The sequence below is a fragment of the Streptomyces sp. NPDC054047 genome (genome assembly GCF_055585065.1).
This window is the reverse complement of the sequence record NZ_JBVJKV010000001.1, coordinates 1,301,187-1,318,112: the sequence shown is the minus strand read 5'-3', so window position 1 is coordinate 1,318,112 and position 16,926 is coordinate 1,301,187. Positions and strand designations below refer to the sequence as shown.

Below are 16,926 nucleotides of genomic sequence, written 5' to 3'. Positions count from 1 at the left end.
GGTTGCCGTGCAGATCAGGGCGGCACACTTTCGAGGTTCGGGCGGCTCAATCCGCTGTGGGCGCCATGGCTTGTTGGCGGGCTTGGGCTTAGCCTGCCGCCCTCTTGGGACGGGAGGTGCCGGGTGCGCATGCGGGTGCGGGTGCGGGAACGAGGACGGGGACGGGGACGGGGACGGGTGGAGCGGGTTCCTGTTGTTGTGCAGGGGCGTCGGCGTGGGGCGGGGCGGGGGAGAGGCGCTCGGCTCGTGTGGGGGGCCGCCGAAGCCGCCGTCACCTGCGGGCTCGTCCTGCTGCTTCTCGTCGCCCATCAGCTCTGGTGGACCAACCGGCAGGCCCGCGAAGGCGCCGAGCGCAAGGTCGAAGCCCTTGAGCGGGAGTGGGGGGAGCGGGGGGAGCGGAGGGACCGGGGGGACCGGGGGGATGCACCCTCCGGCTCGTCCGATGCCGGTGCCGACGTCGCCGACGAGCCCCCGCCTGACGCCGTCCCCGACTCCGGTGAAGCCCCCGGTCACGCCTTCACCCGCCGCCAGAAACCCGCCCCCACCCCCGACTGGGACCAGGCCTACGCGGTCCTCCGCATTCCCCGCATCGGAATCCGCGTCCCCGTCGCCGAGGGCATCAGCAAGAGCGGCGTACTCAACAAGGGGTACGTCGGGCACTACCCGCGCACAGCCCAGCCCGGGGAAGGCGGGAACTTCGCTCTCGCCGGGCATCGCAACACCCACGGCGAGCCCTTCCGCCGCATCGACCGGCTCGGGGACGGGGACCGGCTCGTCGTCGAGACCAAGAAGGCCGTCTACACGTACGTCGTCGACAAGACCCTCGCCCAGACCTCGGCCCGCGACAGCGGCGTCATCCGCCCCGTACCCCGCAGCCTCGTGAAGGCCGGGCGCGGATACAGCGCTCCCGGGTACTACATCACCCTCACCACCTGCACCCCCGAGTACACCTCCAAGTACCGGCTCATCGTGTGGGGGAAGCTGCAGTCCATGCGGCCCCGGTAGGCCCCGGTAGGGCGCGGTAGGGCGCGGTAGGGCGAGGCGGGGCGGGGCAGGGCGGGGCAGGACGCCCTCTACGGCCGGCGGGGCCGATCCTGTATAACGGGCGGTAGGCGACATGAGGTTCGATACGTTCGATACGTTGCTGCGTCAATGAGCCAGGAGAACCGAGCCAGGAGAGGGGGGACCCGGAAGTGCAGGACGTGATCCGTAGCTGGAAAGCCGCTCTTCGTCCCACCGGCCTTCTCCTCTTCCTCCTCGTCGAGGTCGTCCTCCTCGACGCGAGCAGCCTCACCGCCGCCGTCGCGCTCGCCGCGACCGCCGCCGCGGGCTCCGCGCTCGCCGTCTGCTCCCTGATCGCCGCGCGTTGCGCGCCCGCCGTGCCCCGTACTCGGGTGCGTACGGCCATCCGCGACCGCGAGAAGCGCACGGCGTTCCTGCCGCAGCGCGATCCCGACGCCTCCGGGCGCAGGCGCCCCCGAGCACCGGGCCGTCTCGTCATGACGGCCGCGTAGGGAACAGCACCTCTACCGATCCACCGAGTCCCCTCGCGGGCCGTCACGCCGAAAAGAGCCTCAGCGCACACCAGCGCACCAGCTCCCTCACCTCTTTTCCTCGGCACGACGAGCCCCACGGAGGGCCTCTCCATGTTCGATTTCCTGTCCGGATTCATGTCGCTTTTCGCCGATCTGGTCGGCTCCCTCGCCGATCTGCTCGAACCGCTCTTCCATGCCTCCGCGATGGCCGCCGCCATCGTCCTGTTCACGGCGTGCGTACGACTCCTCGTCCATCCCCTGTCGCGGGCGTCGGCCCGTGGCCAGAAGGCGCGCGCCAAGCTGTCGCCGCAGATCGCCGAGTTGCGCAAGAAGCACGGAAAGAACCCCGAGAAGCTGCAGAAGGCAGTCCTTGAGCTGCACGCCGCGGAGAAGGTCTCGCCGCTCTCCGGGTGCCTGCCCAGCCTCTTCCAGCTCCCGGCGTTCTTCCTGCTCTACCACCTGTTCTCCAACTCCAGCATCGGCGGCGAGGCCAACGCGCTGCTCGGTCACAAGCTCTTCGAGGCGCCCCTCGGCGGGCGCTGGGCCGACGCGCTCGCCGACGGCGGGGTCTTCGGGGCGCAGGGGCTCGTCTATCTCGGCCTCTTCGTGATCGTGGCCGCCGTCGCGACCTTCAACTATCGGCGTACGAAGCTGCAGATGGCGGCGGCGCCCGTGAGCGGCGGCGCCGACGGCCAGCAGATGCCCGGCATGGGCGCGATGACCAAGGTCATGCCGTTCATGTCGTTCATGACGCTGTTCACCGTCGCCTTCGTGCCGCTCGCCGCCGCGCTGTACGTGGTCACCAGCACGACCTGGAGCGCGGTCGAGCGTGCCGTTCTGTACCGCGACATGCCGTACGGCGCCGGAGCGCTGGCTACCGCCCAGTAACGGTCCGGTCTGTGAACAGGGTCTTGCGGGATGGACGGCGACCTTGGAGGATCGGCCAATCCTCCGACGATGGCCGCAACCCTTTCGCGAGCTCTCGACTCTGCTCGAGAGCAGGGGAGCCCCGATCCGGGCCACGCGATCGTCGGAGGTGAGTGGGCGCGCTCGACCAAGGGAGATTGACCATGAAGCTGCTGCGAGTCGGTACGGCGGGGGCCGAGCGCCCGGCGCTGCTCGATGCCGAAGGCACGCTGCGGGACCTTTCAGGGACCGTCACGGACATCGACGGTGCGCTGCTCGCCGACACGGCAGCCCTCGACCTGATCAGGTCCGCCGCCGAGGCGGGCGAGCTGCCCGCGCTCGACGCGGCGGGGCTGCGGGTCGGGCCGCCGGTCGGCCGGATCGGCAAGGTCGTGTGCATCGGGCTGAACTACCACGACCACGCGCAGGAGACCGGGGCCACGCCGCCCGCCGAGCCCGTCATCTTCTTCAAGGCGGCGGACACGGTGGTCGGCCCGAACGACACGGTCCTGGTGCCGCGCAAGTCGGTCAAGACCGACTGGGAGGTCGAGCTCGCGATCGTCATCGGGCGCACCGCGCGCTACCTGGAGTCCCACGAGCAGGCGCTCGCGCACATCGCCGGGTACGCGGTGTCGCACGACGTGTCGGAGCGGGAGTTCCAGATCGAGCGCGGCGGCACGTGGGACAAGGGCAAGAACTGCGAGACGTTCAACCCGCTGGGCCCGTGGCTGGTGACGACGGACGAGGTCGGCGACCCGCAGGACCTGTCCCTGAAGCTCTGGGTCAACGGAGAGCTGAAGCAGGACGGGACCACGGCCCAGCAGATCTTCCCGGTGGCCGAAGTGGTGCGCTACGTCAGCCAGTTCATGACGCTGTACCCGGGTGACGTCATCAACACCGGTACGCCGGCGGGGGTGGCCATGGGGCACGCCGAGCCGAAGCCGTACCTGCGGGCCGGTGATGTGGTGGAGCTGGAGATCGAGGGGCTGGGCAAGCAGCGCCAGGAGCTGAAGGACGCGTAGCCCTTCGGGGCGGGGGCGCGGCGGATTCTTGGTGCCCCGGGGTGGAGTCGGCTGGGGCCATCGCCGACTCCACCTGCGGGTGCGTCGTGGCTGGGCGCGCAGTTCCCCGCGCCCCTGACGGGGCGCACCCCGCGGCCCTACACGAACCGCTCCAGCGCCTCCACCACCAGCGCGTGGTCCGCCGCCTGCGGGAGTCCGGAGACGACCACCGTGCCGATCACGCCCGCGCCCCGCACCGCGATCGGGAACGCGCCGCCGTGCGCCGCGTACACGTCCGGGTCCAGGCGCGAGGACTCCTCGAAGGTCGTTCCCTTGGCGCGGAAACGCGTGCCGACCAGGAACGACGAGCAGCCGTAGCGTTCGACGACGCGGCGCTTGCGGGCGATCCAGGCGTCGTTGTCCGGCGTCGAGCCCGGCAGGGCCGCGTGGAAGAGCTGCTGGCCGCCCCGGGTGATGTCGATGGCCACCGGGGCCTGGCGCTCGCGGGCCAGGTCGACCAGGAGGGTGCCGAGCGCCCAGGCGTCCTCGTACGTGAAGTGGGGGAGCACCAGGCGCAGTTCCTGGGTCTCCAGCTCCTCGACCGTGGGCGGGCCCGTCGGCGTGGGGCTCGTCATACGACCACCGTCACACCGTCGCGGGCCGAGCGGCGAGCCGCCTCCAGGACGTCGAGGGCCGACGCGGCCTCGTACGCGGAGACGGGGTTCCGGCCGGTGCCGCGGATCGCGGCGGCCACGGCCGCGTAGTACGCGGGGTAGTCGCCCGGCAGCGTCCTGACAGGGTTGCCGCCACCGGTCAGCGGGGACTCGCCGGAGCCGACCCGGCCCCACATGCACTCGAGCTCCTCGCCCCAACCGTCCTCGCCGGCGGGCCGCTTGCCGTCGCGGAGTGCGGCCTCCTGCGGGTCGAGGCCGTACTTCACATAGCCCGCCGCCGAGCCGAGCGCGCGGAAGCGCGGGCCGAGCTGGGCGGTGGTGGCGCTCACGTACAGGTGGGAGCGGACGCCGCCCCGGTGCGTGATCGCGATGAAGGTGTCGTCGTCGGCCTCGGCGCCGGGGCGACGGACGTCGGACTCGGCGTACACGGTCTGGGCGGGGCCGAAGAGCACGAGCGCCTGGTCGACGACGTGGGACCCGAGGTCGTAGAGCAGACCTCCGATCTCTTCGGGGTTCCCGGACTCGCGCCAGCCGCCCTTGGGCTGCGGGCGCCACCGCTCGAAGCGGGACTCGAAGCGCCATACGTCGCCGAGTTCGCCCTCGGCGATGAGCTTCTGGAGGGTGCGGAAGTCGTTGTCCCAGCGGCGGTTCTGGAAGACGGAGAGGAGCAGGCCGCGGTCGTCGGCGAGCGCGGCGAGCTCGCGCGCCTCGGCGGCGGTGCCCGCGATCGGCTTGTCCACGACGACCGGGAGGCCCGCCTTGAGGGCGGCGGTCGTGAGCGAGACGTGCGTCTTGTTCGGGGAGGCGATCACCACCAGGTCGAGCTCGTCCGCGCGGGCCCAGAGGTCGTCCGCCGACGCGGCGAAGCGCAGGGCGTCACCGAACTCGGCGCGGGCCTGGGCCTGCCGCTCGGGGTTCGAGGTGACGACCGTGTCGAGGACGAGGCCCTCGGTGGCGGCGATCAGCGGGGCGTGGAAGACGGAGCCCGCGAGGCCGTATCCGATGAGGGCTACGCGAAGAGGGGACCCTGTGGACCCTGTGGAGCCGGTACCAGTCATGCGTTCCACTTAAGCAACGGTGTTGCCAAAGCGCAAGCGCGGGCGACAATGGGGGTGTGAACAGCACTGATACGGCGAGGGCGGGCGGCGGCAGCGGCGCCGGTGGCAGAGGGAACGGCGGCAGGGGAAGCGGCGGCAGGACGGGTGCCGCCGGAGTGAACCTGCCGGCGCTGCGCGGGCACAACGCCGCCCTCGTGCTCGACCTGCTGCGCACGGCGGGCGAGGCCGGCATAAGCCGCCTCGAACTGGCCGAGCGCACGGGGCTCACTCCGCAGGCCGTCAGCAAGATCACGGCGCGCCTGCGTACGGAGGGTCTTGCGGCGGAGGCGGGCCGCCGGGCGTCCACGGGCGGCAAGCCGCGGACGCTGCTGCGCCTGGTCCCCGACGCGGGCCATGCGGTCGGCCTCCACCTGGACCGCGACGAACTGACGGCGGTCCTTGCCGACCTGACGGGCCATGTGGTCGCGGAACGGCGGGCGCCGCTGGAGTTCGGGGACGGCGCGGAGGCCGTGGTGGACGCGGCGGCGGGGGTGGTGCGGGAGCTGGTCCAAGAGGAGCGGGCCCCTGGGGATGCGGGGCTGCTCGGTGTCGGGGTCGCGCTCCCGGGCCCGCTCGACCACGCCGACGGAGTACTGCACCGCGTGACCGGTTTCCCCGCGTGGGACGGCTTCCCGCTGCGGGACGCGTTCGCGGGGCGCCTGGGGATGCCGGTGGTGGTGGACAAGGACACGAACGCGGCTGCGCTGGGCCTCGCGCTGGGCGGGGTGGCGGACTCCTTCGCGTATCTGCACCTGGGCACGGGTCTCGGTGCGGGGCTGGTCCTGGGCGGAGGCCTCTACCGAGGGGCGCGCACGGGGGCCGGCGAGTTCGGCCACCAGGTGATCCAGCTGGACGGCCCGGAGTGCGGCTGCGGAGACCGGGGCTGCATCGAGGCGCTGTGCCTGGCGGCGGTCGCGCGGGGCGACCTGGAGGAGGCGGCGCGGGTGCTCGGGGCGGGTGCGGGCAATTTGGTCAGCCTGCTCGACATCGACCTCGTACTCCTCGGCGGCCGAGCGGTCCTCGCGGACGAGGAGCGCTTCGTACGAGGGGTGGGCGAGGTCGTCACGGAACGCGCCCGGCGGGGCGGCGGAGACAGAGAGATCCCGGTCGCTGTGGCCCCCGGAGGCGACAGAGGCGTGGCGGAGGGTGCCGCCCAACTCCTGCTGGCCCCGCTCTTCGGCAGGGCGGACGTGGCGTTTCCGACGGGGCGGGGGTAGGGGCTGCGGTCGAGTGGAGCCACTAGCGGTCCCGGCCGCCGGGGTCAGCCTCGCCCCCTGCAATCGCAATTAAACGAAAGTCGGCTGATAGGGGGACTTACGCGGGGCAGTCGGCCGTACGCCGTTGTGGCGGGGGTGTGGGGTTTTAGGGGCGTGGCAAGGTCGCCGTCCGTGGCCAGTGTGTGTGGCCTTCGTTCGACAGGTCTCGACAGTCTTCTGACGGCCCCCGCTCCCGTCCGCGTACAGCAAAGGCCCTTCATGCGACTCCGCCGCTCTCTCGCCCCCGGCGTCACCGCCGTTGCCGCCGCCCTCGCGACCGGGGCGGTCGGGGCGGCTCCAGCGGCCGGGTCCGTGCAGCGGCCGTATGCCGCGCAGCCTCCCATCTGTTCCGCTCCCAACGGGCAAGGTTTTCCCATCGGGACGCGGATCGTAGGCGGGCCGCCCGGCTACGAGGCCGGTGGCGGCTACCGGAGCTGGTCCGTCGAGCTGGCCAACACCACCCGCGGCACCTGCGGCAACATCCACCCCGTCGTCGTCATCGTCGACAAGGAGCGCGAGCTGCGGCCCCGGCAGATCCAGCTGGAGTTCCGCGCCGGCAAGCGCTGGCATCCCGTGGAGTTCGAGCGGACCGACCAGGACGAGAACGTCGGCGTCTTCGACGACGGTTTCCCCGGGTTCAAGGTCAAGGCAGGGAAGACCCGCACCGTCAAGGTGCGGCTCTCCTTCACCTCCGAGGCCCGCTCCGAGCGAGCCGTCATCTCCGCCGCCGTCGTCCAGCGCCGCGTCGACGACGGCGACTGGGTGGGCGAGTCCGACGACTACCCCTTCGGCATCGACCCCGGGGGCGACATCGGCGGTGACCGCAGGGACGAGAGCGGACCTGACGTGAGGGAGGGCGGGGTGCGCGACCGGCAGGAGGCCGATGGCGGCACCAGCAGTGGAGGGCGCGAGCGTCTCGACGCCGGCGGGTCCTCGTACGCCGATGAACTCGCCGCCACAGGACCCCGCGCCCTGCTCGGCGTCAGCGCCGTCGCCGGTGCGCTGTTCGCCGGGGGCTGGGCCCTCGTCGTGGGGACCCGGCGGCTGCGGGCCGCGCGAAGGCGCTGAGCCCCCGACAGGACCCCGCACCCGCCGAGCCGCCGCCCCGCACCCTCCGTTCACCCACCTGTTCACGTACGTCTGCGAACATCCCTGCGTGGACAACCCGAACTCCCCGCACCCTCCCGCGCACCTGCTCGACCAGGCCCCCGGCGCCCCCATCCGCTCCGGCATCCCCGAGCACGGCCGCATCCCGAAGTACTACGCGGTGAAGGCCCGGATCGCCGACCTCATAGAGGAGTTGGGGGACGGGCAGACGCTGCCGACCGAGCGGGACCTCGCCGTGCGGTACGAAGTCGCCCGGGAGACCGTGCGGCAGGCCCTGCGTGAGCTGCTGCTCGAAGGACGGCTGCGCAGGCAGGGGCGCGGCACCGTCGTCGCGGGCCCCAAGCTGGAGCAGCCGCTGTCCCTCGCGAGCTACACCGAAGGCGTACGCAGGCAGGGGCGCACCCCTGGGCGCCATCTCATCTCCCTCGACCGCTTCCCCGCCCCCGAAGCCCTCGCCGCCGAGATCGGGGTCGGGCAGGGGGAGCCCGTCTGGCACATGGAGCGTGTGCTGCTCGCCGACGACGAGCGGGTGGGGCTTGAGAGCACGTACGTCTCCGTCGCCCGCGTCCCCGCGCTCGACCGGGACTTCGAGCCCGACTCCTCCTTCTACGCCTACCTCCGCGACCGGCTCGCCATCTCCTTCGGCGACGCCGACGAACGCATCGAGACCGTCCTCGCCACCCCCCGCGAGGCCCTGCTCATCGGCACCCCTCCCGCGCTCCCCATGCTGCTGATCCACCGCGTCTCGCGGGACACGTCCGGCCACCCGCTGGAGCGGGTCCGCACCCTCTACCGGGGCGACCGGTTCTCCTTCACCACGCACCTGGGCAACGGCGGCGCCTGAACGGCAGAGCAACTTCCCCTCCCCGTACGGCGATCGAATCCGAATGACCCAGACAGATAACGAGAACGTAACGGGTCTAGGCCAAGCTTGGGTGGCCGTTCACCATCCCGTTGCCGTCAGGACCACAGCGGGCCACCCGTCCCCAGGAGCGTTGCCGTCGTGAGAGTCATCGTCGTAGGAGCCGGCGTGGTGGGAACCATGCACGCCTGGCACGCAGTGGAACGCGGCCACGAGGTCGTACAGATCGAGCGCGAGAGCGAGGCCCGCGGAGCCTCGCTGCGCAACTTCGGGCAGATATGGGTGAGCGGCCGCGCCGGAGGCGAGGAGCTCGACACCGCCCTTCGGGCCCGCGAGCTGTGGGAGGAGATAGGCGCGAGGGTGGCGGGCATCGGCTTCCGGGCCAACGGCTCCCTCACCCTCGTACGCAACGAGCGCGAGCGCGCGGTCGCCGAGGCCGCCCTCGCCCGCCCCGACGCCGCGGCCCGCGGCTACAAGCTGCTGGACGCCGACGAGGCCCGCGCCCTCAACCCGGCGCTGCGGGGCGACTTCACCGCCGGGCTGTGGTGCGAGCGCGACGCCGCCGTGGAGCCGCGCACCGCTCAGCTCCGGCTGCGGGAAGCGCTGCTGGCCTCGCCCCGCTACACCTTCCTGCCCGGCCGCGAGGTCCGCGAGGTCGTCGGTGAGAACGCGGTGCGGGACGACCACGGTGACGTACACACCGGTGACGTCGTCGTGCTCGCCACCGGCGCCTGGCTCGGCGGCCTCGTCCGCGAGCTGGCCGGGCCCGACCTGCCCGTGCGCCGCGTGCGCCTCCAGATGATGCAGACGGAGCCCCTCGGTGAGGCGCTCACCACCTCCGTCGCCGACGCGGACAGCTTCCGCTACTACCCCGCGTACAAGTCGGACGCCCTCGACGCGCTCAACGCGGGGCAGGCGCAGGCGCCGACCGCCGCCGAGCACAAGATGCAGCTCCTGATGGTGCAGCGCAAGGACGGCGGCCTGACCATCGGCGACACCCACGAGTACGAGCACCCCTTCGCCTTCGACACCCTCGAAGACCCCTACGACCACCTCACCGAGGTCGTCGAGGGCTTCCTGGGGCGCCCGCTGCCGAAGATCAAGCGGCGCTGGGCCGGGGTGTACGCGCAGTGCGTCGACACGGCGCGCGTCGTGCACCGCCAGCAGGTGCGCGAGGGCGTCTGGCTGGTCACCGGGCCCGGCGGGCGCGGCATGACGTGCTCGCCCGCGATCGCCGAGAAGACCGCCGACGAGTTGGGATGGTGAGGGAGTTGACCGCAGTGACCGCACACACGGCAACGCGCACGGGCAGCGGCATCGGCCTCGTGGTGCTGGACATGGCAGGGACCACCGTCGCCGACGGGGGCCTCGTCGAGCAGGCCTTCTCCGCCGCCGCGCGGGAGCTCGGCGTCGAGCCGGACTCGGCCGACCATGCCGAGAAGCTGGACTACGTGCGCGCCACCATGGGCGAGTCCAAGATCTCCGTCTTCCGGCACCTGTTCGGGGACGAGGTCCTCGCCCAGCGGGCCAACGTGGCCTTCGAGAAGGCGTACGGGGAGCTGGTCGACGGGGGTCTGATCGCGCCGATCCCCGGCGCGCGGGAAGCCGTCGAGGAGCTCAAGTCGGCCGGTCTGACCGTGGTGTTGAGCACCGGGTTCGCGCGGGTCACGCAGGACGCGATCCTGGACGCGCTCGGGTGGCGGGACCTGGTCGAGCTGACCCTGTGCCCCGCCGACGCGGGCGGCCGGGGGCGGCCCTACCCGGACATGGTGCTCAGCGCCTTCCTGCGCACGGGGGCGGTGGACGGCGTCCAGCAGGTCGCCGTCGTGGGCGACACGGCGTACGACATGAAGAGCGGGGTGCGGGCCGGGGCCGGTGTGGTCGCCGGAGTGCTGACGGGGGCGCATGACGCAAAGGCGCTGCGGGGGGCCGGGGCCACGCACGTCCTTGGCTCGGTCGCGGAACTCCCCTCCATACTCAGGGGTGTTGACGAGTGAGCGCCGCCGTCAGCACCGGCGTCAGCGCCGGCACCCCTACGCGCGTGCGCAGCGGTATCCGCTTCGACCGGGTCTCGGTCGCCTACGGCAAGAACACCGTCCTGGACTCGCTCGACCTGACCGTCGAGCCGGGCGAGGTCATGGCCCTGCTCGGTCCTTCCGGCTCGGGCAAGACGACCGCGCTGCGGGCCGTCGCCGGGTTCGTGCGGCCCGCGTCCGGGCGGGTGTTCATCGGGGAGCGCGACGTCACCGGCCTTCCGCCGCACCAGCGGGGGATCGGGATGGTCGTCCAGCAGTACGCGCTCTTTCCGCACATGCGGGTCGAGGACAATGTCGCCTTCGGCATGAAGGCGCAGAAGGTCGCCAAGTCCGAGATTCCCGGGCGGGTCGCCGAGGCGCTTGAGATGACGGGGATGGCGTCGTACGCCAAGCGGTTTCCCCGGGAGCTCTCCGGTGGGCAGCAGCAGCGGGTCGCGATCGCGCGGGCGTTGGCCATTCGGCCGGGGGTGCTGCTGCTGGACGAGCCGCTTTCCGCGCTCGACGCGCAGTTGCGGTCGGGGATGCTGGGGGAACTCGCCCGTTTGCACCGCGAGTTGCCCGACGTCTCCATTCTTTACGTCACCCATGACCAGGTGGAGGCCTTGACCCTGGCGGATCGGATCGCCGTCATGGACCGGGCCCGGTTGCGGGACTGCGGGACTCCGCAGGAGCTTTATCGGGCGCCTCGGACTGAGTTCACGGCATCTTTTGTGGGGAACGCGAATCTGCTGCCGGTGACGGTCGGCTCGGGTGATGTCACCTTCGGTGGGGTCGAGTTGAAGGTCGACACGGGGGAGGTGGCTCGGGGGGCCACGGCCACGTTGTGTGTGCGGCCGCATGTGGTCGGCCTGGGGGAGGGCCCCAATCCCCTGAAGGGCAGCGTTGCCGAGGTGCAGTGGCGTGGTGCCACCCACCGGTTGTACGTCGATGTCGGCGGACAGCGGGTGAAGGCGGACCTACGGGAGCTGCGGACCCCGCCGGGTATCGGTGACGAGGTCACGCTGCACTTCGCGCCGGAAGACGCGGTGCTGCTGTCTGGTGGTGTGACCGATGGCTAGCCCTGGTGGACGCCTCGTTGACGGTGACCCGGCGTCGGAGGCTGTGCCCACCCGTCCCGCCCTGCGGGACGCCTGCCCACAGCAGGGGCGGCCGGACGGCTCGTCCGGGGAGGGAAAGGGCGGCAGCCCTTCGCCGAAGCGGCGGATACCCGGTTTCGTCTGGGCCCTGCCCCCCATCGCGCTCCTCGCCCTCTTCTTCCTCTACCCCCTCGCCCTCGTCGTCCAGCAGTCCGTCCAGCCCGATACCGGCGGGACCTCCCTTCAGCCCTACTCCGACGTCTTCGCCTCCGAAGCGTTTCGGGAGGCGCTCGGGACCACCGTGTGGCTGGCCGTCGGAGCCACCGTCGGGTGTCTCGTGCTCGGGTTCGCGCTCGCGCTGATCATCGCCTTCGTGCCGTTCCCGGGAGGGAAAGCCGTCGCCCGGTTCATCGACGTCTTTCTCTCCTTTCCGTCCTTCCTCATCACCCTCGCCCTGCTGTTCATCTACGGCACCAAGGGCATGGCCAACGGGATGTGGACGGACGCGACGGGGGCCGCGGACGGGCCCTTTCAGTTCCTCACCACTCCGTGGGGCGTTCTCCTCGCCGAGATCACGTACTTCACGCCCTTCGTGATGCGCCCGCTCCTCGCCGCGTTCTCGCAGATCGACACCGCCCAGCTGGAGGTCGCCTCCAGCCTCGGCGCGAAGCCCGGCCGCATCATTCGGCGGGTCATCCTGCCCGAGGCGCTGCCCGCCCTCGCCGCGGGCGGCAGCCTCGTACTCGTCATGTGTCTGAACGAGTTCGGGATTGTTCTCTTCACCGGAGCCAAGGGAGTCACGACCCTTCCCATGCTCGTCTACAGCAAGGCCATTCTCGAGTCCGACTATCCGGCGGCCTGTGTCGTCGCCGTGGTCAACATCGCGATCTCCGTGGGTCTTTACAGCCTCTACCGGATGGTGAGCCGTCGTGTTGGTGCATAGCCGCAAGGGAAAGCTGGCCACCTGGGTTCTCTTCTTCGTCTTCTTCCTGCCGCTCTTCGCGCTGCCTCTCCTGGTGATCCTGGCGGCCTCGTTCTCCTCGCACTGGTCCGGCGCCTTCCCGTCCGGATTCACCACGGAGCACTACGCGTCCGCCACCCGCGGGGAGTCGCTCCAGGCGCTCACCACCAGCCTGGTCACCGCCGTCGGCGCCAGCCTGCTCGCGCTCGCCGTCGGGTCCTGGGCCGCGCTCGCCGCCGCCTCGCTGAAGAGAGGGGGCAAGCGCGTACTCGACACGCTTTTCATGCTGCCGGTGGCCGTGCCCTCCGTCGTCGTCGGGCTCGCGATCCTCGTGGCGTTCAGCAAGCCGCCGATGATCCTCAACGGCACGCGCTGGATCGTGGTCCTCGCGCACACCATTCTTGTCACGGCGTTCGCCTACCAGTCGGTTTCGGCTGCCATCGTCCGTCTCGACCCGGCGTACGAACAGGCCGCCGCATCGCTCGGTGCCCGGCCCGCGTACGTCCTGTGGAAGGTGAAGCTGCCGCTCCTGCTGCCGTCGCTGAATGCGGCCGCGGGCCTCTGCTTCGCGCTCTCCATGGGCGAGTTGAGCGCCACGATGATGCTCTACCCGCCGGACTGGATGCCGCTGCCCGTGCAGATCTACGCGGCCACCGACCGCGGCTCCCTGTTCACCGGCGCCGCCGTCGCGGTGGTCCTGATGGCGGCGACGCTGCTCGTCCTCTTCGCCGTCTCCCGCATCCGCACCCGCGCCTCCTACCGCTGAGCCCGAACCCTCCCCGAAGGAGCACGAACGTCATGTCGCGTCACACCCGCACCAGAGCGCTCGCCGCCGTCTCCGGCAGTCTCGTCCTCGCAGGCTCCCTCACGGCGTGCGGCGGCGAGTCCTCCGCGTCCGACGCGAAGGAGGTCACCGTCTACAGCGCCGACGGCCTCAAGGGCGAGAACGGCGACGGCTGGTACGACCAGGTCTTCAAGGACTTCGAGAAGAAGACCGGCATCAAGGTGAACTACGTCGAGGGCGGCTCCGGCGAGATGGTGCAGCGCGCCGTCCGCGAGAAGTCCAACACGCAGGCCGACGTCATCATCACCCTGCCGCCGTTCATCCAGCAGGCCGACGAGAAGGGCCTGCTCCAGGCCTACAAGCCGGAAGGGTCCGACCAGGTCGACGGCGCCGACAAGGCCTCCGACGGCAAGTGGACCTCCGTCGTGAACAACTACTTCGGCTTCATCTACAACAAGAAGGAGCTCGGCGGCTCCAAGGCGCCCAAGACCTGGGAGGACCTCACCGACTCCGCGTACAAGGACAAGGTCCAGTACTCCACGCCCGGTGTCGCGGGCGACGGAACCGCCGTGCTCATCAAGGCGATGCACGACTTCGGCGGCAAGAAGCCCGCCATGGACTACCTGAAGAAGCTCCAGACGAACAACGTCGGCCCGTCCGCCTCCACCGGCAAGCTCGCGCCCAAGGTCGACAAGGGCGAGCTCCTCGCCGCCAACGGCGACGTGCAGATGAACTACGCCCAGTCCAAGGACATGCCGAACCTCGGCATCTGGTTCCCGGCCAAGGAGGGCGGCAAGCCCACCACCTTCGCCCTGCCCTACGCCGCCGGCCTGGTCAACAAGGCCCCGCACAACGCCAACGCCAAGAAGTTCCTCGACTACCTGCTCAGCCAGAAGGCCCAGCAGCAGGTCAGCGAGATCGGCGGCGGCTTCGCGGCGCGCAAGGACATCAAGGCCACCGACGCGAACGCGGTCGCGCTCGACAAGATCGTCGACGGGGTCGAGGTCTTCGAGCCGGACTGGGCCGACATCTCCGAGAACCTCCAGACGTACGTCGAGGACTGGAAGTCGGCGACCGGTAGCTGAGAGTTCACCGTCGCACCCTTGGCCCCGGGTGTTCGGTAGCGAAAAGATAACGGGTATGGACCCAACGCCCCTGGTTCTCCGGGGGCGTTGGCATGTGCCACCCCTCTGCATCAGCCCTCTCACGAACCGGAGGACCACGTGTCGTCGCACGGCATATCCCGCCGCTCGCTCCTCGTCTCCACCGCCGCCATCGCAGTGGCCGCGGGTCCCCTCGCCGCCGTCGCCAGGGCCGCGGCCAAGACCCCGAAGGTCCTGGTCATCGGCCTGGACGGCGCCCTGCTCAACAGAATCAAGGACGCCGACGCGCCCGCACTCAAGGGCCTGATGAGCGCGGGCCTGACCGCGCCGAGCAGCATCTACGCCAATCCGCTCGCGCCCACCTCGTCGGGTCCCGGCTGGTCGACGCTCATCACCGGCGTCTGGCCCGACAAGCACAGGGTCGTGAACAACGAGTTCACCGGGCACAACCTCGCCGCGTACCCGGACTTCATGACGCGGATCGAGGCCGCGAAGCCCGCCCTGCGGACCTACGCCGTCTCGTCCTGGGCCCCGATCACCGACATCATCTTCTCGGCGAAGGTCGACGCCCGGGTCTCCACGCCGTCCGCCGAGTACGACGCGGGCACCACGAGCCGCGCCGTCGCCGAGGTCAAGAGCGGCAACCCCGACGCGGTCTTCGTCCAGCTCGACAACATCGACCACGCGGGTCACGACAGCGGCGCCGCGAGCCAGGCCTATCTCGACGCGATCCACGGCGCCGACACCCAGGTCGGCCGGATCGTCGCCGCGGTCAAGTCCCGCGCCACGTACGGCTCCGAGGACTGGCTCGTCATGATCACCGCCGACCATGGGCACACCGACCCCGGCGGCCACGGCGGCTCCAGCTGGCCCGAGCGCCAGACCTTCATGATCGCCACCGGCGGCGGGGTCACGGCGGGCTCGGTCCGCCACGACGTCCGCATGCCCGACATCGCCGCCAGCGCGCTCGCCCACCTCGGCATCGCGATCGACCCGGCCTGGGGCCTGGACGGGCGTCCCGTCCAGCAGCCCACGCCGGACGCGTTCGATGCCCTGCGCGCCCAGTTGACCGGGCCCGTCGACGAGACCGGCATCGGCGGCGGGGTCATCGGCTTCACGCACACCCCGCCGAGCGGCTGGAGCGTCGACAACTCCAGGATGGGCGCGGGCGGCATGACCGAGTGGCGCGGCTGGTCCTTCACCACGGACGAGTTCTGGACCAAGGCCGAGCGCGACCAGCGGCGCGAGCTCAACATCCGCGCCCGGAACGTCTTCGCGGTCGCCGACGGCGACGAGTGGACCGACAAGTCCTTCTCCGGGACGTTCGACTCGACGCTGGTCAGCCCCTCGTACACGGTGCGGGGCGGCGCGAGGGCCACCCTCACGTACACGACGTACTACCGCCAGGAGGCCCCGCAGAAGGGCGAGGTGCTCGTCTCGTACGACGGAGAGGCCCCGGTCACGGTGAAGACGTACACCGCGGACACCCCCTCCGTCGTCGAGAACATCGCCCTCCAGGTGCCCGCCGGGGTCACGAAAGCCCAGGTCCGCTTCCGTTACACCGGCGGCAACAACTGGTACTGGGTGATCGACGGGGTCACGATCACCGCTTCCTGATTAGGCTGTGGGGCGTCGGCACAGAGCTGTCCCGGCGTCCCACCGTTACCTTGCTCAACGGAGACCGCAGGAGTGCACCCCATGGCAGAGCGCAAGCCCATCGAATCGTGGCTCACCGACATGGACGGCGTACTCATCCACGAAGGCGTTCCGATCCCCGGCGCCGACGCCTTCATCAAGAGGCTCCGGGAGTCCGGGAAGCCCTTCCTGGTCCTGACGAACAACTCCATCTACACCGCGCGCGACCTCCAGGCCCGGCTGAACCGCATGGGCCTCGAAGTGCCCGTCGAGAACATCTGGACCTCGGCGCTGGCCACCGCGAAGTTCCTGGACGACCAGCGGCCCGGCGGCACGGCGTACGTCATCGGCGAGGCAGGGCTCACCACCGCCCTGCACGACATCGGGTACGTCCTGACCGACCACGACCCGGACTACGTGGTGCTCGGCGAGACCCGGACGTATTCGTTCGAGGCCATGACCAAGGCCGTACGGCTGATCAACGGCGGGGCCCGCTTCATCTGCACGAACCCCGACGAGACCGGGCCCTCCACCGAGGGGCCGCTGCCCGCCACCGGGGCCGTCGCCGCGCTGATCACCAAGGCCACCGGGCGCAACCCCTACTTCGCGGGCAAGCCGAACCCCCTGATGATGCGGACCGGGCTCAACGCCATCGGGGCGCACTCCGAGACCAGCGCCATGATCGGCGACCGCATGGACACCGATGTCCTGGCCGGTCTCGAGGCGGGGATGGAGACGTTCCTGGTCCTGACGGGGCTCACCTCCCGCAAGGACATCGACCAGCACCCCTTCCGGCCCTCCAATGTCGTGGACTCCATCGCCGACCTGGTGGACCGCGTATAACCACCCGTTTGCCGCACACGGGAGGCGTGTGATGCCGCCGCGCGTGAACC

The 16,926-nt window shown here is 70.9% G+C and carries 17 protein-coding genes; 15 read left to right on the top strand and 2 right to left on the bottom strand.

Annotated features, from left to right (window positions below):
- Window positions 1–129: 129 nt before the first annotated feature.
- The 4 genes from ACZ6ZP_RS05930 to ACZ6ZP_RS05915 all read left to right on the top strand — a co-directional run bounded on the left by ACZ6ZP_RS05930 (window position 130) and on the right by ACZ6ZP_RS05915 (window position 3,463).
- Entirely contained in the window at window positions 130–1,005 is an 876-nt protein-coding gene (locus ACZ6ZP_RS05930) for a class E sortase (RefSeq protein ID WP_469405814.1), read from the top strand.
- 197 nt (window positions 1,006–1,202) lie between these two features.
- Entirely contained in the window at window positions 1,203–1,514 is a 312-nt protein-coding gene (locus tag ACZ6ZP_RS05925) for a DUF6412 domain-containing protein (RefSeq protein WP_351164731.1), read from the top strand.
- Between the two features lie 144 nt (window positions 1,515–1,658).
- The gene (locus ACZ6ZP_RS05920; protein WP_469405812.1) at window positions 1,659–2,423 is read left to right on the top strand and encodes a YidC/Oxa1 family membrane protein insertase; all 765 of its coding nucleotides are present in this window, start codon (window positions 1,659–1,661) and stop codon (window positions 2,421–2,423) included.
- A gap of 182 nt (window positions 2,424–2,605) precedes the next feature.
- A complete protein-coding gene (locus ACZ6ZP_RS05915) occupies window positions 2,606–3,463 on the top strand; it encodes a fumarylacetoacetate hydrolase family protein (protein WP_351164730.1) in 858 nt (285 codons plus the stop codon).
- Between the two features lie 137 nt (window positions 3,464–3,600).
- Here ACZ6ZP_RS05915 and ACZ6ZP_RS05910 read toward each other — a convergent pair whose 3' ends face one another.
- Together ACZ6ZP_RS05910 and ACZ6ZP_RS05905 are read right to left on the bottom strand one after the other, a co-directional pair.
- On the bottom strand, window positions 3,601–4,077 hold the full coding sequence (locus ACZ6ZP_RS05910) for a heme-degrading domain-containing protein (protein WP_383822423.1): 477 nt from the start codon (window positions 4,075–4,077) through the stop codon (window positions 3,601–3,603).
- Window positions 4,074–5,174, bottom strand: coding sequence for a Gfo/Idh/MocA family protein (locus ACZ6ZP_RS05905; protein ID WP_366463807.1), 1,101 nt, complete (start codon window positions 5,172–5,174; stop codon window positions 4,074–4,076). The genes ACZ6ZP_RS05910 and ACZ6ZP_RS05905 overlap by 4 nt, the downstream gene beginning before the upstream one ends.
- A gap of 56 nt (window positions 5,175–5,230) precedes the next feature.
- Here ACZ6ZP_RS05905 and ACZ6ZP_RS05900 point away from each other — a divergent pair, with 56 nt between their 5' ends.
- From ACZ6ZP_RS05900 to ACZ6ZP_RS05850, 11 genes are all read left to right on the top strand, one after another.
- The gene (locus ACZ6ZP_RS05900) at window positions 5,231–6,430 is read left to right on the top strand and encodes an ROK family transcriptional regulator (RefSeq protein ID WP_399977058.1); all 1,200 of its coding nucleotides are present in this window, start codon (window positions 5,231–5,233) and stop codon (window positions 6,428–6,430) included.
- A gap of 258 nt (window positions 6,431–6,688) precedes the next feature.
- The gene (locus tag ACZ6ZP_RS05895) at window positions 6,689–7,537 is read left to right on the top strand and encodes a hypothetical protein (protein WP_361470831.1); all 849 of its coding nucleotides are present in this window, start codon (window positions 6,689–6,691) and stop codon (window positions 7,535–7,537) included.
- Between the two features lie 88 nt (window positions 7,538–7,625).
- Window positions 7,626–8,420, top strand: coding sequence for a GntR family transcriptional regulator (locus ACZ6ZP_RS05890; protein WP_351164726.1), 795 nt, complete (start codon window positions 7,626–7,628; stop codon window positions 8,418–8,420).
- 159 nt (window positions 8,421–8,579) lie between these two features.
- Window positions 8,580–9,704, top strand: a complete 1,125-nt coding sequence (locus ACZ6ZP_RS05885) for a TIGR03364 family FAD-dependent oxidoreductase (protein ID WP_361470834.1) — start codon at window positions 8,580–8,582, stop codon at window positions 9,702–9,704.
- On the top strand, window positions 9,698–10,435 hold the full coding sequence (locus ACZ6ZP_RS05880; RefSeq protein WP_366463809.1) for a phosphonatase-like hydrolase: 738 nt from the start codon (window positions 9,698–9,700) through the stop codon (window positions 10,433–10,435). Before ACZ6ZP_RS05885 ends, ACZ6ZP_RS05880 begins: the two co-directional genes overlap by 7 nt.
- 44 nt (window positions 10,436–10,479) lie before the next feature.
- A complete protein-coding gene (locus ACZ6ZP_RS05875) occupies window positions 10,480–11,532 on the top strand; it encodes an ABC transporter ATP-binding protein (protein WP_361470855.1) in 1,053 nt (350 codons plus the stop codon).
- A gap of 43 nt (window positions 11,533–11,575) precedes the next feature.
- Complete coding sequence (locus ACZ6ZP_RS05870) at window positions 11,576–12,493, top strand: 2-aminoethylphosphonate ABC transporter permease subunit (protein ID WP_383822439.1); 918 nt, start codon at window positions 11,576–11,578, stop codon at window positions 12,491–12,493.
- A complete protein-coding gene (locus ACZ6ZP_RS05865; protein ID WP_469405657.1) occupies window positions 12,480–13,277 on the top strand; it encodes an ABC transporter permease in 798 nt (265 codons plus the stop codon). Before ACZ6ZP_RS05870 ends, ACZ6ZP_RS05865 begins: the two co-directional genes overlap by 14 nt.
- A gap of 32 nt (window positions 13,278–13,309) precedes the next feature.
- On the top strand, window positions 13,310–14,380 hold the full coding sequence (locus ACZ6ZP_RS05860) for a 2-aminoethylphosphonate ABC transporter substrate-binding protein (RefSeq protein ID WP_366463810.1): 1,071 nt from the start codon (window positions 13,310–13,312) through the stop codon (window positions 14,378–14,380).
- 138 nt (window positions 14,381–14,518) lie between these two features.
- Window positions 14,519–16,015, top strand: a complete 1,497-nt coding sequence (locus ACZ6ZP_RS05855) for an alkaline phosphatase family protein (protein ID WP_469405656.1) — start codon at window positions 14,519–14,521, stop codon at window positions 16,013–16,015.
- Between the two features lie 81 nt (window positions 16,016–16,096).
- Window positions 16,097–16,876: an HAD-IIA family hydrolase gene (locus tag ACZ6ZP_RS05850; protein WP_249589729.1), complete on the top strand. Its 780-nt coding sequence runs from the start codon at window positions 16,097–16,099 to the stop codon at window positions 16,874–16,876.
- Window positions 16,877–16,926 lie beyond the last annotated feature (50 nt).